The organism is Mesorhizobium sp. B2-5-4 (assembly GCF_006441095.1).
In the GTDB taxonomy this organism is placed as follows: Bacteria; Pseudomonadota; Alphaproteobacteria; order Rhizobiales; family Rhizobiaceae; genus Mesorhizobium; species Mesorhizobium salmacidum.
In genome coordinates this window covers 1-20,549 of the sequence record NZ_VFUR01000011.1, presented here as the reverse complement: position 1 = coordinate 20,549, position 20,549 = coordinate 1, and the positions used below count along the sequence as shown (strand labels likewise).

The 20,549-nt window shown below is 62.5% G+C and carries 22 protein-coding genes; 9 read left to right on the top strand and 13 right to left on the bottom strand.

From position 1 onward, the window contains the following. The first annotated feature begins 1 nt into the window (after position 1). Entirely contained in the window at positions 2-2,071 is a 2,070-nt protein-coding gene (locus FJ492_RS15695) for an FUSC family protein (protein ID WP_140770798.1), read from the top strand. Here FJ492_RS15695 and FJ492_RS15690 read toward each other — a convergent pair. After that, the gene (locus FJ492_RS15690) at positions 2,068-3,189 is read right to left on the bottom strand and encodes a DUF2336 domain-containing protein (RefSeq protein WP_140718228.1); all 1,122 of its coding nucleotides are present in this window, start codon (positions 3,187-3,189) and stop codon (positions 2,068-2,070) included. The two genes, FJ492_RS15695 and FJ492_RS15690, sit on opposite strands and share 4 nt — an antisense overlap. Positions 3,190-3,338: 149 nt before the next feature. Between FJ492_RS15690 and FJ492_RS15685 the strand changes: the two genes are divergently transcribed. Together FJ492_RS15685 and FJ492_RS15680 are read left to right on the top strand one after the other, a co-directional pair. Continuing rightward, positions 3,339-3,791, top strand: a complete 453-nt coding sequence (locus FJ492_RS15685) for a MaoC family dehydratase (RefSeq protein ID WP_140770929.1) — start codon at positions 3,339-3,341, stop codon at positions 3,789-3,791. After that, on the top strand, positions 3,791-4,672 hold the full coding sequence (locus FJ492_RS15680) for a CoA ester lyase (RefSeq protein ID WP_140770796.1): 882 nt from the start codon (positions 3,791-3,793) through the stop codon (positions 4,670-4,672). The genes FJ492_RS15685 and FJ492_RS15680 overlap by 1 nt, the downstream gene beginning before the upstream one ends. Positions 4,673-4,675: 3 nt before the next feature. Here FJ492_RS15680 and FJ492_RS15675 read toward each other — a convergent pair whose 3' ends face one another. Beyond that, the gene (locus FJ492_RS15675) at positions 4,676-5,350 is read right to left on the bottom strand and encodes an isoprenylcysteine carboxylmethyltransferase family protein (protein WP_140770794.1); all 675 of its coding nucleotides are present in this window, start codon (positions 5,348-5,350) and stop codon (positions 4,676-4,678) included. 140 nt (positions 5,351-5,490) lie between these two features. On the opposite strand from FJ492_RS15675, the gene FJ492_RS15670 reads away from it, so the two are divergent. Further along, the gene (locus FJ492_RS15670; RefSeq protein ID WP_140770792.1) at positions 5,491-6,207 is read left to right on the top strand and encodes a TetR/AcrR family transcriptional regulator; all 717 of its coding nucleotides are present in this window, start codon (positions 5,491-5,493) and stop codon (positions 6,205-6,207) included. A 17-nt stretch (positions 6,208-6,224) separates the two neighbouring features. On the opposite strand, the gene FJ492_RS15665 is transcribed toward FJ492_RS15670, so the two are convergent. Next, positions 6,225-6,833, bottom strand: a complete 609-nt coding sequence (locus FJ492_RS15665; protein WP_140503532.1) for a flavin reductase family protein — start codon at positions 6,831-6,833, stop codon at positions 6,225-6,227. Continuing rightward, on the bottom strand, positions 6,834-7,418 hold the full coding sequence (locus FJ492_RS15660) for a nitroreductase (RefSeq protein ID WP_140770790.1): 585 nt from the start codon (positions 7,416-7,418) through the stop codon (positions 6,834-6,836). Between the two features lie 153 nt (positions 7,419-7,571). On the opposite strand from FJ492_RS15660, the gene FJ492_RS15655 reads away from it, so the two are divergent. Further along, positions 7,572-8,534 carry a hypothetical protein gene (locus FJ492_RS15655; RefSeq protein ID WP_140718220.1) on the top strand — a complete coding sequence of 321 codons (963 nt, stop codon included), beginning with the start codon at positions 7,572-7,574 and terminating at the stop codon, positions 8,532-8,534. Between the two features lie 3 nt (positions 8,535-8,537). On the opposite strand, the gene FJ492_RS15650 is transcribed toward FJ492_RS15655, so the two are convergent. The 4 genes from FJ492_RS15650 to yidD form a co-directional block, all read right to left on the bottom strand. Then, positions 8,538-9,476 carry a GNAT family N-acetyltransferase gene (locus FJ492_RS15650; protein WP_140503526.1) on the bottom strand — a complete coding sequence of 313 codons (939 nt, stop codon included), beginning with the start codon at positions 9,474-9,476 and terminating at the stop codon, positions 8,538-8,540. An 85-nt stretch (positions 9,477-9,561) separates the two neighbouring features. Then, positions 9,562-11,538, bottom strand: coding sequence for a threonine--tRNA ligase (gene thrS / locus FJ492_RS15645; protein ID WP_140770788.1), 1,977 nt, complete (start codon positions 11,536-11,538; stop codon positions 9,562-9,564). Positions 11,539-11,687: 149 nt separating this feature from the next. After that, positions 11,688-12,503 carry a class D beta-lactamase gene (gene blaOXA, locus FJ492_RS15640; protein ID WP_140770785.1) on the bottom strand — a complete coding sequence of 272 codons (816 nt, stop codon included), beginning with the start codon at positions 12,501-12,503 and terminating at the stop codon, positions 11,688-11,690. Positions 12,504-12,641: 138 nt separating this feature from the next. Next, the gene (gene yidD / locus FJ492_RS15635) at positions 12,642-13,016 is read right to left on the bottom strand and encodes a membrane protein insertion efficiency factor YidD (RefSeq protein WP_140718215.1); all 375 of its coding nucleotides are present in this window, start codon (positions 13,014-13,016) and stop codon (positions 12,642-12,644) included. A 111-nt stretch (positions 13,017-13,127) separates the two neighbouring features. Between yidD and FJ492_RS28770 the strand changes: the two genes are divergently transcribed. Next, positions 13,128-13,286 (top strand): hypothetical protein, encoded by a 159-nt coding sequence (locus FJ492_RS28770; RefSeq protein ID WP_181166665.1) that lies wholly within the window; start codon positions 13,128-13,130, stop codon positions 13,284-13,286. A 38-nt stretch (positions 13,287-13,324) separates the two neighbouring features. Here the strand turns inward: FJ492_RS28770 and FJ492_RS15630 are convergent, their stop codons facing one another. The 5 genes from FJ492_RS15630 to FJ492_RS15610 form a co-directional block, all read right to left on the bottom strand. After that, the gene (locus tag FJ492_RS15630) at positions 13,325-14,023 is read right to left on the bottom strand and encodes an AIM24 family protein (protein ID WP_140770783.1); all 699 of its coding nucleotides are present in this window, start codon (positions 14,021-14,023) and stop codon (positions 13,325-13,327) included. A 140-nt stretch (positions 14,024-14,163) separates the two neighbouring features. Continuing rightward, positions 14,164-14,658: a GNAT family N-acetyltransferase gene (locus FJ492_RS15625; RefSeq protein ID WP_140770781.1), complete on the bottom strand. Its 495-nt coding sequence runs from the start codon at positions 14,656-14,658 to the stop codon at positions 14,164-14,166. Positions 14,659-14,662: 4 nt separating this feature from the next. Then, positions 14,663-16,162: an Asp-tRNA(Asn)/Glu-tRNA(Gln) amidotransferase subunit GatB gene (gatB, locus tag FJ492_RS15620; RefSeq protein ID WP_140503512.1), complete on the bottom strand. Its 1,500-nt coding sequence runs from the start codon at positions 16,160-16,162 to the stop codon at positions 14,663-14,665. 351 nt (positions 16,163-16,513) lie between these two features. Next, on the bottom strand, positions 16,514-16,945 hold the full coding sequence (locus tag FJ492_RS15615; RefSeq protein WP_027145030.1) for a CBS domain-containing protein: 432 nt from the start codon (positions 16,943-16,945) through the stop codon (positions 16,514-16,516). A gap of 86 nt (positions 16,946-17,031) precedes the next feature. Beyond that, positions 17,032-17,787: a rhomboid family intramembrane serine protease gene (locus FJ492_RS15610; RefSeq protein WP_140770779.1), complete on the bottom strand. Its 756-nt coding sequence runs from the start codon at positions 17,785-17,787 to the stop codon at positions 17,032-17,034. 432 nt (positions 17,788-18,219) lie between these two features. Here FJ492_RS15610 and FJ492_RS15605 point away from each other — a divergent pair, with 432 nt between their 5' ends. The 3 genes from FJ492_RS15605 to FJ492_RS15595 all read left to right on the top strand — a co-directional run bounded on the left by FJ492_RS15605 (position 18,220) and on the right by FJ492_RS15595 (position 20,478). Further along, positions 18,220-18,855 (top strand): PAS domain-containing protein, encoded by a 636-nt coding sequence (locus tag FJ492_RS15605; RefSeq protein WP_027145032.1) that lies wholly within the window; start codon positions 18,220-18,222, stop codon positions 18,853-18,855. Between the two features lie 114 nt (positions 18,856-18,969). Further along, positions 18,970-19,587 carry a PilZ domain-containing protein gene (locus FJ492_RS15600; protein ID WP_015318053.1) on the top strand — a complete coding sequence of 206 codons (618 nt, stop codon included), beginning with the start codon at positions 18,970-18,972 and terminating at the stop codon, positions 19,585-19,587. Between the two features lie 282 nt (positions 19,588-19,869). After that, positions 19,870-20,478 carry a transglutaminase-like cysteine peptidase gene (locus tag FJ492_RS15595; protein WP_140503508.1) on the top strand — a complete coding sequence of 203 codons (609 nt, stop codon included), beginning with the start codon at positions 19,870-19,872 and terminating at the stop codon, positions 20,476-20,478. Positions 20,479-20,549: the final 71 nt, after the last annotated feature.

The window sequence follows — 20,549 nt, the reverse complement described above, 5'->3', positions numbered from 1 at the left end:
TGTGACCTGGGCGCGGCTGAAAACCTATTTCGAGACGAGCCTGGCCGGGCTGACGCAACCGACGCGCTCCGACTGGATTTTCGCCCTGCGCACCGTTTTAGCCGGCATGATCGCGCTTCTCGCCGCCTATGCGCTGAAGCTCGACCATCCGCAATGGGCGATGATGACGGTGTTCATCGTCGCCCAGCCGGTTGCCGGCATGGTGCTGGCGAAAGGCTTTTACCGGCTGCTCGGCACACTTGCCGGGGGTATCGCGGCAATCGGCATCACCACGGCGTTCGGCACCGGCCCCTGGATTCTGGTGACGGTGCTTGCCGTCTGGATTGGCATTTGCACCTTCGTCTCGTCGCTGCTGCGCAATCCCGAGGCCTATGGCGCCGCCCTTGCCGGCTACACCGCCATGATCATCGGCCTGCCCGCTTTCGGACAGCCGCATGTGGTCGTTGACCTCGCGGTCGCGCGTTGTGCCGAGATCGTGCTCGGCATCGTTTGCGCCGGCCTCACCAGCCGGCTGATCCTGCCAAAACTGGCCAGCGACGCCATTATCTCGCGGCTGAAACGCTGCATTCTCGACCTCGCCACTTACGCCGGCGGTGCGTTCTCCGGCGGAGACCGGGCAACCCTCATCGGCCTGCACCGGAAGCTTGTCGCCGACACCCAGACGCTTGGCGAAATGCGCGCCTATGCCAGGCTCGAAGCGGCGAGCTTCGCGCCGCGCGCGCATCCGGTGCGACGCACCATCGGACAGCTGCTCTCGGCCCTTTCGGCGGCGCGCGCGCTCTATTCGCATGCCGCTCCGAAAAACGCAGCCCTCATCCCGGTGCGCTCGGAGTTGCAAGCCCTTGTCAGCGAACTGGCAGCCAAGCCGGGAGCGCTGGACGACACCTCGCCCTGGTTGGCACGACTCGACGCGATCTCGATCAGAGCACGGCAAATACCCGATGCTTCGACCGAACAGGGTGAGGACAGGGTCGGCACCATCACCCGCCTCACCATCGCGGCCGATTTTGCCGAGGCGCTGAAACAGGTGCTTCGTGGCCTCGACGCTTTGCGCGCGCCCGTCAGTCGCCGACGAGGTCCCGGCAGCCGGCAGCCGGCCTTGGTGGTGCATCGCGACTATCCCGGTGCCGCGCGCAACGCCATCCGCGCGGCCCTTGCCACGTTGCTGGTCGCGGCTTTCTGGCTGACGACGAAGTGGTCGGAAGCGGCCGGCACCGTCATCCTCGTTGCCGTCGTGTCGAGCCTGTTTGCCGCTCGCCCCGACCCCGTGCAGGTATCCTGGGGTTTCTTCAAGGGAACGCTGCTCGCTTTGCCATTCGCCTTTCTCGTCGGTCAGATCGCGCTTCCCGCTCTGCCCGGCTTCGGCTGGTTCATGCTGTTCGTCGTGCCCATCATGGTGCCGGCGGCACTCGCCATGGCCAATCCGCGCTATGTCGGGGTGGCGACGGCCTTCGCCATCAACTTCCTGGCCTTCCTCAGCCCGCACCAGGCAATGACCTATGATCCCGGCCCCTTCTTCGCCGGCTCGGCATCGATCCTGGTCGGCATCCTGCTGGCAATCGGCGTCTTCATCGTCGTGTTGCCGGCGGACCCATGGCTGGCCGCCGACCGCATCGTGCGAGCCATGCGCGAGGATCTGGCGCGGCTTTGCCTGCATGAGCGCTTGCCGAGGCGTTCGGCCTTCGAGAGCCTCGCTTATGACCGGGTCAATCAGTTGATGCCGCTGGTGCAGAATTCCGGCAGGAAGGGTGAGGCGGTGCTGGGCGGCGGCGTCGCCTCCGTCACGGTCGGCCTAGAAATCCTGCGGCTGCGCACTGCGAGCCAAAACCATGCCATCCCATCGGAAACGACGCTTTCAATCGCTAACTTCCTGAGGGGATTGGCGCGCGAGCTGCTTTTCCGTGCCTCCGGCGATCCGCAAACAGCGACCATTGCCGTCGCCCGGCAGTACGCGGCAGGCATCGCCCAGCGAGACGCCACCGGCGACATGCTGCAAGTCGCGGCGTCCCTGCGCATTATCGCCGCGGCAATGGAGGATTTCCCGGATTTCTTCGCGAGGGATAAAACCTAGGCTGCGGCGATCGCCAGCGCATGGCCGCGTGCGTTCTCGCGCAGAGCATCAAGGTGGATCGACTTGACCAGGGCGGCGAGATCGCCTTCGGCGGATTGCCCGCCCAATTCCTTGAGCATCAGCCAGCTGACTTCCTGAACACCGGCGACGCGCTTACCGTTGGCAACCTCGCGCCAGATCTTCAGCGCACGCAGGATGACCGCATGCGTGGCGGCAGCCAGGCCTGCGCTGCGAAACAGCGCCTGCAGGGCCACATCGTGCCCGCCGGCCAGTAGCGCCCTCACCCGTGCTTCGGACTGCTGGCTGAGCGCGACCAGCGCTGAGCCGAAGAAATCGACCTTGCCATGCGCGATGGTGCGGATCAGGAAGCTCGCGGTGAGGTCGCCGCGCAGCCTGAGATGCTCGATCAGCGCCGCGTGCTCTTCCTGGCGCGTGCCTTCGATCAGCGTCACCGAGGCCTTGACGCAGGCGTCCCGCATGACGCGGTCGGCTCGCGCGGCTCCCATCAATGCCAGGACCAGCGGCGATGTCTTCAATGTCTCGCCGAGCTTGACGAGCAGCATATGCCGGCAGTCGGCAGGCAGGCGCGCGTCGGATATCAGCGCCTCGCGCACCAGAGGCAGATGGCCATGGCGTTCAGCCATGCGGCGGAAGCTGAGGGAGGCAATGTCGGCGCCGGTGTTGGCCAAAAGCACGGCGCAGGCCTCCGCCTCGCCGATCTCGGCGATGGCCGCCGCCAGCGCCATAGAGACGAGCGGCCGGTCGGCGATCAGTTTCTGCGTTGCCCTCTGGCTCCCCGCCACACGGTTGATCAGATCGGCGTCGGTGAGCAGCGGCGAGCGCGCCAGCACGACCCCGGCGACTTCCGGCTGGTCGGAGGCTAGCACGCTGATGATCTGCAGCGGCGCGTGGTGGCTCATCGAGAGCGCCTCGGCCATCGCCAGCCGCACCTTTGACGAGGCGTCGTCGAGTAGCAGCGTCAGCGCCGCCTCGGCGGCGCAGCGGTCCTCGAACGGCAATTCGGAATTGACATAGGCCCGGGCCAGCGCACTGGCGGCGGCGGCGCGCTCCGACACCCTGGCCGTGCAAATCCATCTCAAAAAATGCGAAACAACCATGCCGCCTGCTTACGCCCCTTGCCAGAACGTTCCTGGCCCCGTGGTGACGGTAGGCAGAAATGGTTTACGAACGGTTCACCATGTTCATTAACTGGCTTGCGAGCCTGGAAAGCAGCGCCTATCAACCCTTTGCAGCAGAGGAGCAGGACATGGCCGGGCTTTATCTCCAGGAGTTCGTCGTCGGCCACGTCTTCCAGCACACGCTGCGCAAGACCGTCACCGAAAGCGACAACATGCTGTTCTCGGTGATGACACTGAACCCGCAACCACTGCATATCGACTTCGACTTCGCCGCCAAGAGCGAGTGGGGCAGGCCGCTGGTCAACTCGCTGTTCACGCTCGGCTTGATGATCGGCATCTCGGTCAACGACATCACCGTCGGCACCACTGTCGCCAATCTCGGCATGAAGGAAACCGTGTTTCCGCACCCGGTATTTCATGGCGACACCATCCGCGTCGAAACAACGGTGATTTCGGTGCGCGAATCCAGGTCGAAACCCGATCGCGGCATCGTCGAATTCGAGCATCGCGCCTATAATCAGCATGGCGACCTCGTCGCCAAATGCATGAGACAGGCGATGATGCTGAAGAAGGCGGCCTGATGCGTTCGCTGCTGTTCGTTCCCGGCGATTCCGAACGGAAGCTCGAAAGGGGTTTTGGCACCGGCGCTGACGTGGTCATCGTCGATCTCGAGGATTCCGTCGCGCCGCAGAACAAGGCGCCGGCGCGCGAGATCGCGGCGCGCTTCATCCTTGAACGCAGGGGGCAAACCAACTCGGCGATCTATGTCAGGGTCAACGATCTATCGACCGGACTGACGGATGACGACCTGGCGGCGCTCGTCGCAGCGAGGCCCGACGGCATCATGCTGCCCAAGTCGAACAGCGGCCAGGATGTGCAGCAGCTCGCGGCCAAGCTCAGGGTCCGGGAGGCCGAGAACGATCTGCCCGACGGTTCGATAAAAATCCTGCCGATCATCACCGAAACGCCGGCGGGTGTGCTGGCGGCGGCGACCTATGCGGGGACAAGCGCGCGGCTTGCTGGTCTCACCTGGGGCGCGGAAGACCTGTCGGCCGCGATCGGCGCGCGTGCGGCCCGCGACGATCACGGCGCCTACACCGATCTCTTCCGTCACGCCCGCCTGACGACCATCCTCGCGGCGGGGGCTGCGGAGGTCGCTGCGATCGACACCGTGTTTCCGAATTTTCGCGACATGGCGGCCTTCGCCGCGGAATGCGCCGAGGCCGAGCGTGACGGCTTCACCGGCAAAATGGCGATCCATCCCGATCAGGTGCCCGTTATCAACGCCGTCTTTACGCCCTCGGCCGAGGCGGTGAGACAGTCGGCGGCCATCGTCGCGGCGTTCGAGGCAGCCGGAAATCCTGGCGTCGTCGGCATCGACGGCAAGATGTTCGACCGACCGCACCTGCGGCTGGCCGAACGCCTTTTGGCACGCGCGAGGGCGGCCGGGACATCCGCCTGACCACTACCAGACCAGCGGAATCAGGCGATAGCGAACTTGGGCCGCATAGTCATCGTAGCCGCGCAGACCGGTGCGAAGCGTTTTCTCTTCGATGAAAGTGCGAATGGCCAGGAGAACGACGAAGACGAGCACCGATGCCAGGCCCCACCAGGAGCCAAGCAGCAGAGCCGTGCCGGCGAAGAAGAGGATAGCGCCGGCATACCTCGGATGGCGGACGTAGCTGTAAGGGCCTGTGGTGATCACGCGCTGTCCGCGCTCCTCCTGGATTTTGACGACCGGTGCCGCGAAGCTGTTTACCACCATCGTAAGGTAACGGATCCAGATACTGAGTAGCACCACCGCGGCGCCAATCACCTGCACCCAGACCGGAACCGCAGACCAGCCGAAACGGAAGTCGAATCCCATGAATATCTGCCAGCCAAGGATGGCAAGCAGAAGTATGGACAGCAGGATCTTGTCGGCCGCCGTCTGATTCTTCTGGATGGGAGAGCTCAGCCGCTCGTTCATCAGGCCGGGATCACGGCGGGCCAGCACCACGCCCAGGGTGAGACTGAGCCCCACCATCATCACCAGATAGACCCACGCCCCGGGCCAGTACAGCGTGCCGGCCGACAGGAACAGCAAGGCACCCATGACGCCGAACCAGAGGAATGTCTGCAAGATCAATTTCGAGATCATGATCGCCCTTTCACGGTATGCCTCCGCCGGCTGCCAGACAATAGACCAGTAGTCTACTATACCGACCGATGGTCTATAATTCAAGCTGACCGCTGACACCCCACTGGACGGGGATGGTGATCGCGTGCAGAAAGTTCGTCATGCCCCGTGTCATCAAACATCCCGAACTCAGGCGAGAAGAACTGCTGGACCATGCTCAGGCCTTGTTCCTGACGCGAGGCTACGACAAAGCGAGCCTCAACGATGTGATTGCGTCCGCCGGCATCTCGAAGGGGGCTTTCTATCACTACTTCGCTTCCAAGGAGGCTCTTCTGGAAGCACTGGCCGAGCGCTTCGCGAGACAAGCACTGGCCGGGGTCGAGGGCATACTCGGCGATCCCGGGCTCGACCCGCTCGCTTGCCTGAACGCGTTGCTCGCGCACTCGCGCCAGGCCAAGATAGAGACCGCACCGGAGGCCTGGACTCTTTTCGAGACGATGTTCCGGCCTGAGAACCTAGTGCTCTTCCATCGCATCAATCTGGCCGCCAACGCATCGTTTTCGCCCCTGCTGGTCAAGATCATCCGGCAAGGAGTCGAAGACGGCACCTTCACGACATTCGATCCGGAGAGCGTCGCCGACATCGTCATGCAGTTCGGCATCGCCACCCATGGCGTCATTGCGAAGGCAATCTCCGGCGGCAGCGACGCCGATATGGAGGTTGCGATCGAAACACTGGAGAAACGCGTCAGGCTCTACGGGATCGCCCTCGACCGCATACTCGGCCTCCCTGACGGAAGCATTCAGATCGGAGAGCCTGGTTATGTGCGCGCCGTCATGACAGCCCGACGGAAGGCAGAATCCAGCAAGGTGCGGTGATTTGCCAGGTCCCGAGCCTACTCCTTGCCCCAGCGCGGCCGGCGCATCGAAAAGACCTCGTTGACGCTGGCATAGTCCATGTAGCCGAGACGAGCGACATTGCCGGCCTTGGTGATGTCGAACAAGCCGTCTTTCAGGAAAGCATCGTCGATATGCACGCCGATCACCTCACCGGCAACGACGACGGCGCTTGTCGCAGATCCGTCCAGCGCCTTTGGGCGAAACACTTCCGTCACCCGGCATTCGAGCGCCGCGGGTGCCGCCGCCACGCGCGGCGGCCTGACGAGACGCGAGGGCGCCATGGCGAGATCGGCATAGACGAATTCGTTGACGCCACGCGGCGCGTCGACGGACGTATAATTCATCTTCTCCGCAAGGTCGCGGCCGACGAGATTGGCGACGAACTCGCCGCTTTCCTGGGCAAACGAGGCACTGTCCTTCTCGCCCTCGGAGGAAAACCAGACGATAAAAGGCCGGGTCGAGACCGCGTTGAAGAAAGAATAAGGTGCGAGGTTGATCTCGCCTGCCCCGTTCAGCGTCGAGATCCAGCCGATCGGACGCGGTGCCACGATCGCCTTCGAAGGATCGTGCGGCAGTCCATGCCCCTTCGCCGGTTCGTAAAACATTCAGCCCGCCCAAGGCCCGGCGTAATCGGCATAGAGTTTTGCCGAATCGGGCCGTGGCCGCTCCGGCGCCGGACCGGCATAGGAACCCATGTGGATAAAACCGACAACGCGCTCCTGCGGCGCCAGTCCAAGAATCGCCCTGCCCTCCGGCACGTCGGAATACCAGTTGCTGATCATGTTCGTGCCATAGCCCAGCGCATTGGCCGCGATCATCAGGTTCATCGCCGCCATGCCTCCGGACAGGAACATCTCCCATTGCGGGATTTTTGGGTTCTCCCTGGGGATTGACACGACACCGATCACCAGCGGCGCGCGCGAGAACCGCGCCAGTTCCTGGTTGCGACGGCCCTCGGGCAGCGGACCTTCGCGCTGCTCGGCCAAGGCCGCCAGCTTTTTACCGATCCCGATGCGGGTTTCGCCGCGATAGAGGATGAAGCGCCAGGGTTCGAGCCGTCCATGGTCGGGCACGCGTGAGGCGGCGGCAATCATCGTGGCGATATCGGCGTCGCTGGGCGCCGGCTCCTTGAGGTCGGGAATAGGCGCTGAATTTCGGGTCAGCAGGAAGTCGATGATCGGCGACGCCATGGGCGCAAGTCTCCTGGCACTCTGTTTTGAGCTGAAGCGCACCATCGGGAATTCGGGCGGCTCGGGCAAAGGCGCGCTAGCGCCGGGCTGAAGAGTCACGCATCGGACTCTTAAGCCTTGAAATTGCCACCGCCATGGGCTTCAACGCAAGGCATGTTTGAGGGGCGACTGCGTCTTTTCCTGATCCGGCTCTGCGCCGCGCTGTTCCTGCTGCCGGTCTCCATGGCTGTCGCGCAGGAAAAGGACGGCGTCAGCGACCTGAAACTTCCCGGAATTTCGAGCTATGCGACGCCGAAGAGCGAGACCCCGCTGGCGCTTGGCGGCGGTGGGGCCATCACCCTGTCGGCCCAGTTGACCACCAAAGGCACCGACATCACCCGCGGCCTCGTCTGGCGTGTCTTCAAGCCTGAAACCGTCAACGGCAAATTGCCGATGGTCGCCTCGGCGCATGGCGGCAGCGCCGTCTTCCAGCTCGAACCCGGCAGTTATCTGGTCCACGCCTCCTATGGCCGTGCCGGCGCCACCAAGCGCATCACCGTCGGCAAGGAAGCCAAGCGAGAAAGCCTGGTGCTTGATGCCGGCGGCCTGAAGCTCGACGCGGTTCTGTCCGGCGGCGTGCGCATTCCGCCGAAAAGACTGCGCTTTTCGATCTATGAGGGCACCGCCGACGCCAATGGCGATCGCGCGCTAGTCATTCCCGATGTCGAACCCAACAGCGTCGTGCGGCTCAATGCGGGCATCTACCACGTCGTCTCGACCTATGGCGCGGTCAACGCCGTCATCCGATCCGACATCCGTGTCGAGGCCGGCAAGCTGACCGAAGCCACCGTCGAGCATCACGCCGCCGAAATCACCATGAAGCTGGTGCGCGAGGCGGGTGGCGAAGCGATCGCCGACACCTCCTGGTCGCTGCTCAACGAATCCGGTGATCCGATCAAGGAAACCGTCGGCGCCTTCGCCTCGATGGTGCTGGCCGAAGGCGACTACACCATCATCGCCAAAAACCGCGACCGGATCTACCAGAAGGATTTCACGGTCGTTGGCGGGCAGAACCAGGAGATCGAGGTTCTCGCTACCGAAGCAGCGGCCATGGATCCGGAAGAAGGCGCGGACTAGCTTTCAGGCAGCCAGCTTTGTCCGCGCCGGAAGGAACGGGATGCGACGGCGCGGCAGGGCCGGAGCCAAGTCGAACACACCGCGATAAAGCCGGTCGAGCAACGCCTTGCGATCGCGCAACGGCTCCAGTTCGCTCCAGCTGAGTACATTGCCGACGCGCACCTCGATCGCCTTGCCGGACAGCCGCGCGAATTCACGGATGAGCAGCGAGGTACGCAAGGTCAGCGAGGCCTTGCCGACGAATTTAGCCACACGCCCGTCGCGCTCGGCCATGTTCATCGGACCACTGACCAGATGGAAAAGCCTGCCGTTCTGGCCGGAGAAATGCATGGGGACGACCGACGCCTTGGCTTCCTGGACGAGACGGGCCGGAAACATCTTCCATGGCAGATCGCGCGCGCGGCCAAAACCCTTGGGCGCGGTGGCGACGCCGCCAGCCGGAAACACAACGATGGTGACGCCCTCCTTCAGCAGCCGCACCGCTTCATGGCGCACCGCCATGTTGTTCTTCACCGCGTCCTTGGTCTCGGAAAAGTCGATCGGCAGCGAATAAGGCTCCATCTCGCGAATCCTGAGCAGATCCTTGTGGATCATCACTCGAAAAGGTCGCCCGAGTTGCTCTGCCAGTGACAGCACCGCGATGCCGTCGCCGATGCCGAACGGATGGTTGGCAACGATCACCAGCGGCGTGTCGGGCAATTGCGCTGGCGGCCATTGGTCGGGGCTTCGCACGCCCACATCGATGAGGTCCAGCATGCGGCTGAACACACGCTCACCGGTCGGCACAACCTGATGGCGCCAGAATTCATAGAGCGCGGCGAACCGGTCGCGGCCCGAAAGGCCTTCCACCGAATGAATGAACCAGCGCGCCAGAGCCGGCTGGTGCGGATTGGCGTAAGAAAGCTCGGGGAACGGTCGTTCGCGCGATTTCAGCTTGAGCATAAGGGCTCGTTACAACGTTGCCGTGACAGGGATATGAAAACGGCGGTGGAGCGATCCACCGCCATTCGATCGAGAACACTTCGAATCAAGCAGCGCGCTTGCGTCGGCGGTCAGGTGTGATCGCTTCTTCGGTCAGCCGTTCGATTGCTTCGGCAAGGCCAAGCGATTCCTGGTCTCGCGAACCGAGCCGGCGGATATTGACCGTCTGCTCCTCCGCCTCGCGTTTGCCGCAGACGAGGATGACCGGCACCTTGGCCAGGCTGTGCTCACGGACCTTGTAGTTGATCTTCTCGTTGCGCAGGTCGGCTTCCGCCAACAGCCCTGCGGCCTTCAGCTTCGCGACGACCTCGGTCGCGTAACTGTCGGCGTCCGAAGTGATCGTCGCCACCACCACCTGCAGCGGCGCGAACCACAGCGGGAAATGGCCGGAATAGTTCTCGATCAGTATGCCGAGGAAACGCTCCATCGAACCGCAGATGGCGCGGTGCACCATGACAGGCTGCTTCTTCTCCGAATCCGAGCCGATGTAGAATGCGCCAAAACGTTCCGGCAGGTTGAAGTCGACCTGCGTCGTGCCGCATTGCCATTCGCGGCCGATCGCATCCTTCAGCACATACTCGAACTTCGGCCCGTAGAAGGCGCCCTCGCCCGGGTTGATCGAGGTCTTGATGCGGTTGCCGGAGCGCGTCCTGATCGTCTCCAGCACGCTGCCCATGATCGCCTCGGCATGATCCCAGGCCTCGTCGGTGCCGACACGCTTTTCCGGCCGCGTCGACAATTTGACGCTGATTTCGTCGAAACCGAAATCGGCATAGGTCGACAGGATCAGGTCGTTGATACGCAAGCACTCGGAAGCCAGCTGTTCCTCGGTACAGAAGATATGCGCATCGTCCTGCGTGAAGCCGCGCACGCGCATCAGCCCGTGCAGCGCGCCCGACGGTTCATAGCGATGCACATTGCCGAATTCCGCAAGCTTTACGGGCAGATCGCGATAGGATTTCAGCCCATGCTTGAAAATCTGCACGTGACCGGGGCAGTTCATCGGCTTCAGCGCGAAGACGCGGTCATCGTCGGTTTCATCGCCTGCGACCGTCACCTTGAACATGGCGTCCCGGTACCAGCCCCAGTGGCCCGATGTCTCCCACAGGCTCTTGTCGAGCACCTGGGGTGCATTGACCTCCTGATAGCCCTGTTCGTCGAGCCGGCGGCGCATGTAGTTGACCAGGTTCTGGAACATCTTCCAGCCCTTGGCGTGCCAGAAGACGACGCCCGGCCCCTCTTCCTGGAAATGGAACAGGTCCATTTCGCGGCCAAGCTTGCGGTGGTCGCGCTTCTCGGCCTCCTCCAGCATCATCTGGTAGGCTTCGAGCTGCGCCTGGTCGGCCCAGGCCGTGCCATAGATGCGCGTCAGCATCGGATTGTTCGAGTCGCCGCGCCAATAGGCGCCGGCCACCTTCATCAGCTTGAAGGCGTTGCCGATCTGCCCGGTCGAGGCCATATGCGGACCCCGGCAAAGATCGAACCAGTCGCCCTGCGCATAGATCTTGAGATCCTGATCCTCGGGAATAGCGTCGATCAGTTCGAGCTTGTAGCGTTCGCCCTTGTCGGCGAAGACCTTTTTTGCCCTGTCGCGCGACCAGACCTCTTTGGTGAACGGCTTATTGCGCGCGATGATCTCGCGCATCTTCTTCTCGATCACCGGGAAATCGTCCGGGGTGAACGGCTCGTTGCGGGCAAAGTCGTAGTAGAATCCGTTCTCGATCACCGGCCCGATGGTCACCTGCGTTCCCGGCCATATCTCCTGAACGGCTTCCGCCAGCACGTGCGCGGTGTCATGACGGATGAGTTCCAGCGCACGCGGGTCTTCGCGGGTGATGATCTCTACCTTGCCGGATTTGCCCAGGGGATCACTGAGGTCGCGCACGGTGCCGTCGATGGCATAGGCCACGGCCTTCTTGGCCAGCGACTTCGAGATCGACTCGGCAAGCCCGGCACCGGTCATCGCTGCGTCGTAGTCGCGCACGGAGCCGTCGGGAAATGTCAGGGAAACGGAATTCAGCATATGTATCTCCTATCCAGTCCCGCAAACGAGCGCGGGTGGTAAAAATGCAGATATCAGCGGTTCGGGAGCTGCGACCTGCCAGAGTGCCGGAGGCGTCCGGCGGCGGCAGTCTTTTATGAGCAGATGCCGCCGCCGTAAAGCCCGGCTCACTAAATCAGCTGCGGCAGTTCCTTCAGGAACGCGGCCCGTGTCGCCAACCCCTTCGGCATGTCGGTCCGCTTCGTATCGACGACGAGCCGGGCGAACACGATCTGGCGGCCGTCTTTCCGCGCCCAGCCGACAAACCATCCGAGCGAGCGCTTGTCCTTACCGCCCTCGCCGAGCCGGGTGCTGCCGGTCTTGCCCTGAACGACCCAATCGCCGGCCTTGAAACTCGGGATGATGGCCCGTGTCATGTCATGCGCCTTGGCCGATACCGGCATCGTGCCGGCGAGCAGTTGCCGCAGGAAGGCAACCTGTTCAACCGGCGAGATCTCGAGCGAAGAGTTGACCCAGGAATGGGTGAGCCCGTCATTCTTGCCGGGATCGCCCGAAATGTCAGTGTTGCCGTAGTTGAACTTCGATACGTAGCCGGGAAATTTCTCAGCTCCGAGCCGACGCGTAATCTCCCGAGAATACCAGATGATGGAAACGCGTTCCCATATCACCGGATCGACGGTCTTCCGATCCCGCTTCACCGCGTTGAATTCGGGTTTGTAGTCCCAGCTTGGCGTGTGCTCGTCGCCCAGGATGCCGGCGTCGTAGCCGATCAGCGAAAGCGGCACCTTGAACGTCGAAGCCGGGCTGAAGCGCTGGTCACACACCCCTTCCTGGTAAAGCGTCTTGCCGGTTGCGGCATCGGCGATCAGCGTGCACTGCACATCCCTGAGCGGCGCTGACTGCGCGCGCATCGGAAATCCCAGCAGCCAGGCGAGCAGGAACAGGACTCCGGCAAAGATGAAAGGAAGACGGTCGACGTTGCGCATGGGATGCTCGCTCCAGGAGGGGTTCGCGAGCGGGCTTAGCGATGTCTCTTGTCTCGATTTTGTCTCAAATGCGCAGTTGTCGTGCAGGCTTGCGTTAACCCTACCGGATCGTAAACGGGCGCGGCGCGACCAGCGCCCTCATCCCTGGGCTTCGCCGCGCTTGCGGCCGATCCGCCAATATCGCCATGGCAAGAACCAGACGTAGCGGGACGCCAGCACCTCCGGCACGAGGTCGATGCCGTGCGTGCCGAATGGGCCGCAGCGCAGCACGCGGAACAACCCCATCCAGCCGCCGGCCCACAGGCCATGGCGAGCGATCGCCTCATGCGCGTATTCCGAACAGGTCGGCAGATGCCGGCAGGAATTGCCGACAAAGCCGGACAGCGTCAGCTGGTAAAGCCGCACCAGCGACGTGCCGAGCAAGCGGCCGGGCGTCTTGCGCCACGGGCCGGGCCAGTTGCGGCCGCGCCTCGACGCTCCGGCTGTATGCGCATGCCCGTGCTGGTCGCCCACTGCGATCTCCGCGTTTCCAGGTGATAGATGTGAGCTTCCGCCGAAGAACGCAATCCCGCTCGCCCTGCCGTCACGGGTGGTAACGGCGAAATGGTTGCCGGTCGGCCGGAGGTGCCCACCAGCCAGAGGGAGATCGCGGCCGCCAGCGGCGTTTCCGACGGCACCATCAAGTCGCAATTAGCGACGATCTTCGACAAGACGGGAACGGGCGACCAGCGGGAGCTTGAACTGCTGATACGCGAGTTGTCGTCACCGCTGCGCTCGCGCTGACCCTGGCCTTCATCCATCCCGCTTGCGGTTCCCCGAGCCTACTCCTCGGTCGGCATATGCAGGTACATCGACTGGATGCCGACCCTGCCCGGGCCGGTGAAGCGGTTGACGATGAAGTTCATATTGGCACCGAAGAAGCCGCTCGACAGCCGATCGATCTTGGTTTCCATCCTGACCGAGGCATCCTTGAACAGCCAGCCGCCGGGTTCGATGTCTATGGTTTCGCCTGGAGCGAGCGTCTTTTCAAACACGTTGCCATAGCCGTGCAGCCAGACGATGCCGTCACCGGTGTCGCCGCGAAACCGGTCGATAAAGAAGCCGCTTTGGCCGAACAGCATCGTCGCCAGGCCGCGTACGCGCTCGAACGTGTAGTCGACGTTGCCGGTGGCGGCCAGAAACTGGTGCTCGCGGACCTGGATCTCCTCGCCTCGCCGCAAGTGAATCGGCACGATGTGACCCGGCCCGTCACGGCTGAACGCGATGATGCCCGCTCCCGAGGCCTCGGTCACGAAGATCTGCATGCCGGCCATCATGCGCTTCAGCGCACCCTTCAGCGATTTCAGGCCGATGGTGATCGTGGAGTTTTTCCACAGCAGGATGTGGTGCTCGAAATAGACGGGCATCCGCGTCACGTCGACGGAAAGCACAGGCACCAGTTCGCCCGCTATGTGATAGGTGACGCCACCAAAGGTTTCGTCCGACACCTCAGTCGGCATCAGTTCCGGCAGAGTTGGCATGGCTCCCCCCAAAGCCGTCCTGCGCGCCGGTTTATTCCGGCTTCGCGCGGGTCGGCCTAAGCAGCTTTGGTGCCGGACGTCAGGGCCGTCAAACGAAAACAGCCCCCGGGTCGTGCGCTCGCGCGAAGGTGATCAGGTGCTCAGGCGGCAAGTACCCGTTCATAGATCAGCGCCGGGATGGCCGAGCCGGCGGAGCCGCAATTCTCGGTGCGCCCGGCCTGGACGAAGCCATTGGCCTGATAGAAGGCAACGGCGCGGGTGTTCTTCTCTTCCACTTCGAGCCGAATCCGGTGGGCCTCCGGAAAGCTCTCGATGATTTCGTCGAGGAGCATGCCCCCAATGCCTCGGCCCTGCAGCGAGGGAAGCACATAGAGCTGCCTGAGCATGACCACACCGCCGTCGCCGACGGCTTCGGCAAACGCCATGCCGCCAATGCGCTTGCCGTCATCGGCAACGAGGAACTCGCTGCTCGGCTTAGCCAGCCTCGCCTTCAATGAGGCGATGGAGTGCCATTCATTGGTGATCTCGGCGACCCGCCCGGCACCGTAAATCGCGTCATAGGTGGCATGCCAGGTCTCGACCAGCAACGCCCGTACGGCTGCGAGGTCGCGGTCTCCGGCGGTGCGGACGAACATACCTTTACTCGATACCCAGCTTGGCCTTGACGAGATCGTTGACGGCCTGCGGATTGGCCTTGCCGCCGGTCGCCTTCATCACCTGGCCGACGAACCAGCCGGCCATCGTCGGCTTGGCCCGTGCCTGTTCGACCTTGTCGGGATTGGCCGCGATCACCTCGTCGACCGCCTTCTCGATGGCCCCGGTGTCGGTGACCTGCTTCATGCCGCGGGTCTCGACCAGTTGGCGCGGATCGCCGCCCTCGTTCCAGACGATCTCGAACAGGTCCTTGGCGATCTTGCCGGAGATGGTGCCTTCCTTGATCAGGTCGATCACCGCACCGAGCTGGTCGGGCGAAACCGGAGCGGATTCAATGTCCTTGCCGGCCTTGTTGAGAGCGCCCAGCAGATCGTTGATGACCCAGTTGGCGGCGAGCTTGCCGTCGCGCCCGGCCGCCACCTTCTCGAAATAATCGGCGATCGGCTTTTCCGACACCAGGATCGCTGCGTCGTAGGTCGAGAGGCCGAGCGAGGAGATCAGCCGCATTTTCTTGTCATCGGGCAGTTCCGGCAATTCCTTGGCCAGGGCATCGACATAGGCCTGGTCGAATTCCAGCGGCAGAAGATCGGGATCGGGGAAATAGCGATAGTCGTGCGCCTCTTCCTTGGAGCGCATCGAGCGCGTCTCACCCTTGACGGCATCGAACAGCCGCGTTTCCTGATCGATCTTGCCGCCGTCCTCGATGATAGCGATCTGCCGGCGCGCCTCGTAGTCGATGGCTTGGCCAATAAAGCGGATCGAATTCATGTTCTTGATTTCGCAGCGGGTGCCGAATTCGCCACCTGGCCGGCGCACCGAGACATTGACGTCGGCACGCAGCGAGCCTTCGTCCATGTTGCCGTCGCAGGTGCCGAGATAGCGCATGATGGTCCGCAGCTTGGTCACATAGGCCTTTGCCTCGTCGCCGGAGCGCAGGTCGGGTTTCGATACGATCTCCATCAACGCCACGCCGGAGCGGTTGAGGTCGACATAGGACATGGTCGGATGCTGGTCGTGGATCGACTTGCCGGCATCCTGCTCCAGGTGCAGGCGCTCGATGCCGACCTCGATGTCCTCGAACTCGCCCTGGCGGTCGGGACCGACCGAGACGATGACCGTGCCCTCGCCGACGATCGGCTGTTTGAACTGCGAGATCTGGTAGCCTTGCGGCAGGTCCGGATAAAAATAGTTCTTCCGGTCGAAAACCGACTTGTGGTTGATCGCCGCCTTCAGCCCCAGGCCGGTACGGATCGCCTGCTTGACGCATTCCTCGTTGATGACAGGCAGCATGCCGGGCATGGCCGCATCGACCAGGCTGACATTGGCATTGGGAGCAGCACCGAAGGCGGTCGAGGCACCGGAGAAGAGCTTTGCCTCCGATATCACCTGCGCATGCACTTCAAGCCCGATGATGATTTCCCAGTCGCCGGTGGCGCCTGGTATCAGGCGTTTGGCGTCGGGCATGCGGGTATCGATGATGCTCATGGTAGCCTGCGAATTACGGTGACTCTGACGGAAGTTTCATGTTTGGGACGTGACTTTCACGTCTGGCGTGAAAGCCATTCGCTAGTGCAAACCGCCAAAAGAGACAAGCGCAAAGCCACGGCCGGGAGTTTTCTGGACGTCTCGGAGAGCGGATGTCCACTCACGCTCGGTCCCGGCGAGGCCCTGACCTCGTAGCGAGGCAGGGCAGAAAACCGAAAATTGAAATGCAAGAAAACGGTTTCGTCGTCGGACGCTACCGCGTCACAAGGCGCGGGCACGTCCGCTCCGAGCTCGACAACAGGTAGTCTTGGTCCCGCCGGCCGGCATTCGGCCGGCGGTTCCCGTCACCGCTCAGGCGGTGGCGATGTAGGCCCGGATTTCCGCGGCCTCGCGCTCGACGTCCTCGATGCGGCGCTTGACCACGTCGCCGATGGACACGATGCCGTCCAGCAAGCCGTCCTTTTCCACCGGCAGATGGCGGAAACGACCCCTGGTCATGATCTCCATCACCTCGTTGACGGTGTGGTTTTCATTGCAGATCTTCACCTTCGGCGTCATGGCCGAACGCACGGGGATATCGAGCGCGGCGCCGCCTTCCCTGGCAACTACGCGCACGATGTCGCGTTCCGACAGGATGCCGACGATCTTGCGATCGCCATTGGTGATGACCAGCGCCCCGATCCTGTGCTCGGAGAGGATTCGGATGGCTTCGCTCAGTTTTTCGTTCGGCCCGAGCGTCAATACGTCATGGCCTTTTTGCTCGAGAATGGCCTTAACCGTCATGGCGTCCTCCTCTATTTGCCAACCGGTTCCTGCCCTGACCGGCTTTCACATAAGAGTGAACATCGTGCGCCGTGATCGGTTGCATTTCAAGTCCGGTCGGAGGTCTCCCAGTCAGGTGCTTGCCATCCCCTGTCGAACCGGCGCAGGCCGAAAAAGCCCGCGAGAAAGCCGCCAATATGCGCCTCCCAGGCGATCTGGCCGTCGATGCCCGGCGCGAATCCGAGAAGGCCGGTGGCGAGATTGATGATCATCCACATGGCCAGGAAAATGACGACGCCGCGCGAACGCAGCACGATCGCGACCGGCAGAACCGGGCCGGCGAAACCAGCCTTGCCGGCCGAGCGGTCGGTGCGGAAACCAAAACGCGCCGCAGCCCCCATCATGCCCGATATGGCGCCCGATGCGCCGACCAGCGGCGCTTCTCCATACGGATGCATCGCCCAGAAGAGCGCCACCGAAGCCAGTCCGGTGGCGGCAAAGAACAACGCGAACCGGAGCGCGCCGAGACGATTGGCCAGCGGTGAGCCAAATGCGGCGAGCCAGACCATGTTGATGGCGATATGGGCAAAGCCGCCATGCATGAAGGCGTAAGTGAAAGGCCGGGTGAAAAGGAACCAGTCGAAGCCGTATTGGCCGGTATAGAGGACCGGAATGAAAGCCCCGTCATACAGCAGCGTCATCTGCTGGGCGTCGTTCAGCACATATTGCTGCAGCAGATAGACCATCGCGCAGATGCCGATCACCGCCAGCACGATCGGCGGCAGGTTGAACACCGGCTCACGCGCCGGTGGCGGCATGGTCTCGGCCGTTTCGGGCTCGGACGGATATTGCGGTTCGCTCATCTGCAATCGCACTCGATGCTGGTTCGGCCTGGGCTGGTTCGGTCTGGGTGGTTCGGTCTGGCCAGCATCTAGATCACCGCCGATGGAACCGCAAACAGCGAATCGTCCCGCTCCGAATCAGGGACGCGAATCAAAAAAGAAGCCGTCCAGGGTTTCCCCTGGACGGCCGGTCGAGCCCCCTGCTCCCCTAAAGCTTTTGACTGAAGTGCTGCCGATCGTCGCGAAACGACCGCTTCTGGAGTGGCTTTTGTGTGCCACACGGCTTGCCAGGGCGCAACGTAAACCAATTGTTAACCTTAACGGCCCCGACCCGTGAACAAGTGTTAACGACGCTGGCACGCTTCCTGCTCCCCAACGCATGTAGGTCATCGGAGGGCGCCCTTCTGTTCACCGATGGGACATCAGACGACAGAATGCGCGGAGCTTTTTAGTATGAACCAAAACGGATCGATCACGCTGTTCCACTATTGGAACCGCCTGCGTGACGGACGCCCCGCTCCGAAGCGATCGGAAGTCGAGCCGGCCGATATCAAGTCGCTGCTGGCCGATACGTTCATCCTGGAAAGGGACACGCGCGGGCAGCCGGTATTTCGTCTGGCCGGCACCAGGCTCTGCGCCTGCTACGGCCGCGAACTCAAGGGGTTCTCTTTCCCCTCGCTATGGCGCGAGAAGGATCAGCGGCTGGTTTCGCGGCTGATCCACGGGGTCTTCGACCAGAAATCCGTCGTGCTGATCAATTTCGAGGGCTTCAGCCGCAACGGCCGCTCCAACAAGTTCGAATTGCTCGCCTTGCCGCTCGATGGTGGCATTGAAAATCCGCGCTGCCTCGGCGTGATCAGCGCTGTTGAGAAGCCGTTCTGGCTGGGCGCCGATCCGATCACGGACGCCTTGATTGATTCCATACGCGTCATCGACCCGGAGAAAGAGCTGCTGAACAATCGCCCGGCGATCGACGTTCCCTCGCTCGTTCCCGACGAAATCGGGGCGCCTGACACGATCTCGGCGCTTGGGCGGGCGCGCCGCATTCGCCATCTCGTCGTCTTCGACGGCGGGCGCGAAGATAGTTGATGATCACACAGTCCCGCGGGCTCGTTTTTCCCCTTTGTTAACCCGCTTTGTTGTACTTCTCTGACGAAGTCCCTTGCATCGACGCGCGGGATGCCAAACGGGGTGTAGGCAGTCATGAGGTCAGCGGCGGTCGACTACGCGCCGTCCCAAGCTGAAAGGCGCAACTTTCAGCGCGTCCGGGTCAAGATATACGGACGATTCATGCTGGAGGACCGCACCGAGCACCCGTGCCAGGTCGTCGACATGTCGCCCGGCAACGTCGCGCTTCGTACCGACCGCATCGGCATGCCCGGCGAGAAAGTCATCGCCTATATCGACCATATCGGCCGCATCGAAGGTGTTTTGACACGCACGCTGCCGGACGGCTTCGCGATGACGGTGATTGCGTCCGACCGCAAGAAGGACAAGCTCGCGGCGCAGTTGACATGGCTTGCCAACAAACACGAGCTCGACCTGCCGGAAGACCGCCGTCACGAGCGCGTCTCGCCACGCAATCCGACCAGCGTGCTGCAGCTCACCGACGGCCGTCAGTATCAGTGCCGGATCATCGATCTGTCACTGTCCGGCGCCGCGATCGAGATCGACGTCAAACCGGCGATCGGAGTCCAGGTCATGCTCGGCACGATGCGCGGCCAGATCGTCCGGCATTTCGAAGACGGCGTCGCCATCGAATTCGCCGTCATCCAGCGCCCCGAAACGCTCGATTCCGAATTCAACACGCCGCGCGCCTGATCAGGCCGCAAAGCACGCCCATCAAGCCGGCCCTCGCGGCCGGCTTTTTGATTCCGGGGTGCGGCGATCGATATCCTCGGATGGCAGGTTCCATAGTTTCAGAAATGGTCCGCGCGAGGCTGAATTCGCAGAAAACCAGCCCAGCAATCCAAACAAATCAATACTCAACTGATTCAAATTTTATGCGTATTCTACTGGCGTTTTACTTAAAACCTACTTCTCTTTTTTGCGTCGAATAAATCCACATGTGGCAATGTCTCCTTCGAACGGGGAGACTGAATAATGAAAAAAGCGAGGGGCAAGCTGTTGCTGATGGCAATGGCGATGCAGCTTTCCGCCTGGGGATCAGCATATGCCGCGGGACCGGCCTATATGCATACCGGCGGACGCACCACGCAGCCTGTTGGCCATTATGAATTCTGCCAACGCATTCCTGGCGAATGCAACGAGAAGACCCCCAAGGGAGAGCCGGTCGACCTGACCCGGAAGCTATGGGCGACGATCGTCAGCATCAACAATTCGGTCAACACCCGCGTCAAGCCGCGCACCGACATGGAAAACTACGGTGTCGAGGAATACTGGGCCTACCCGGACAATGGCTATGGCGATTGCGAGGACTATGCGCTGGAAAAGCGCCGCGAGCTGATGGATGTGGGCGTGCCGGCCGGCGACCTTTTGATGACGGTTGCGCGCCAGCCGAACGGCGACGGCCACGCAGTGCTGACCGTGCGCACCAGCCTCGGCGAGTTCATCCTCGACAATCTGGAAACCAAGGTGCTGTCCTGGACGGACACCGACTACACCTATCTCAAGCGTCAATCGACGGAAAATTCCGGCGTTTGGGTGACGATCAACGACGGCCGTTCCGACGCGGTCGCCAGCGTCCGCTGAGGACGCCAACAAGGTCAGGCGCGTTGCACGACGCGCTCAACGAGAAACCCGGTCGAGTCCCCCCCCGCGCC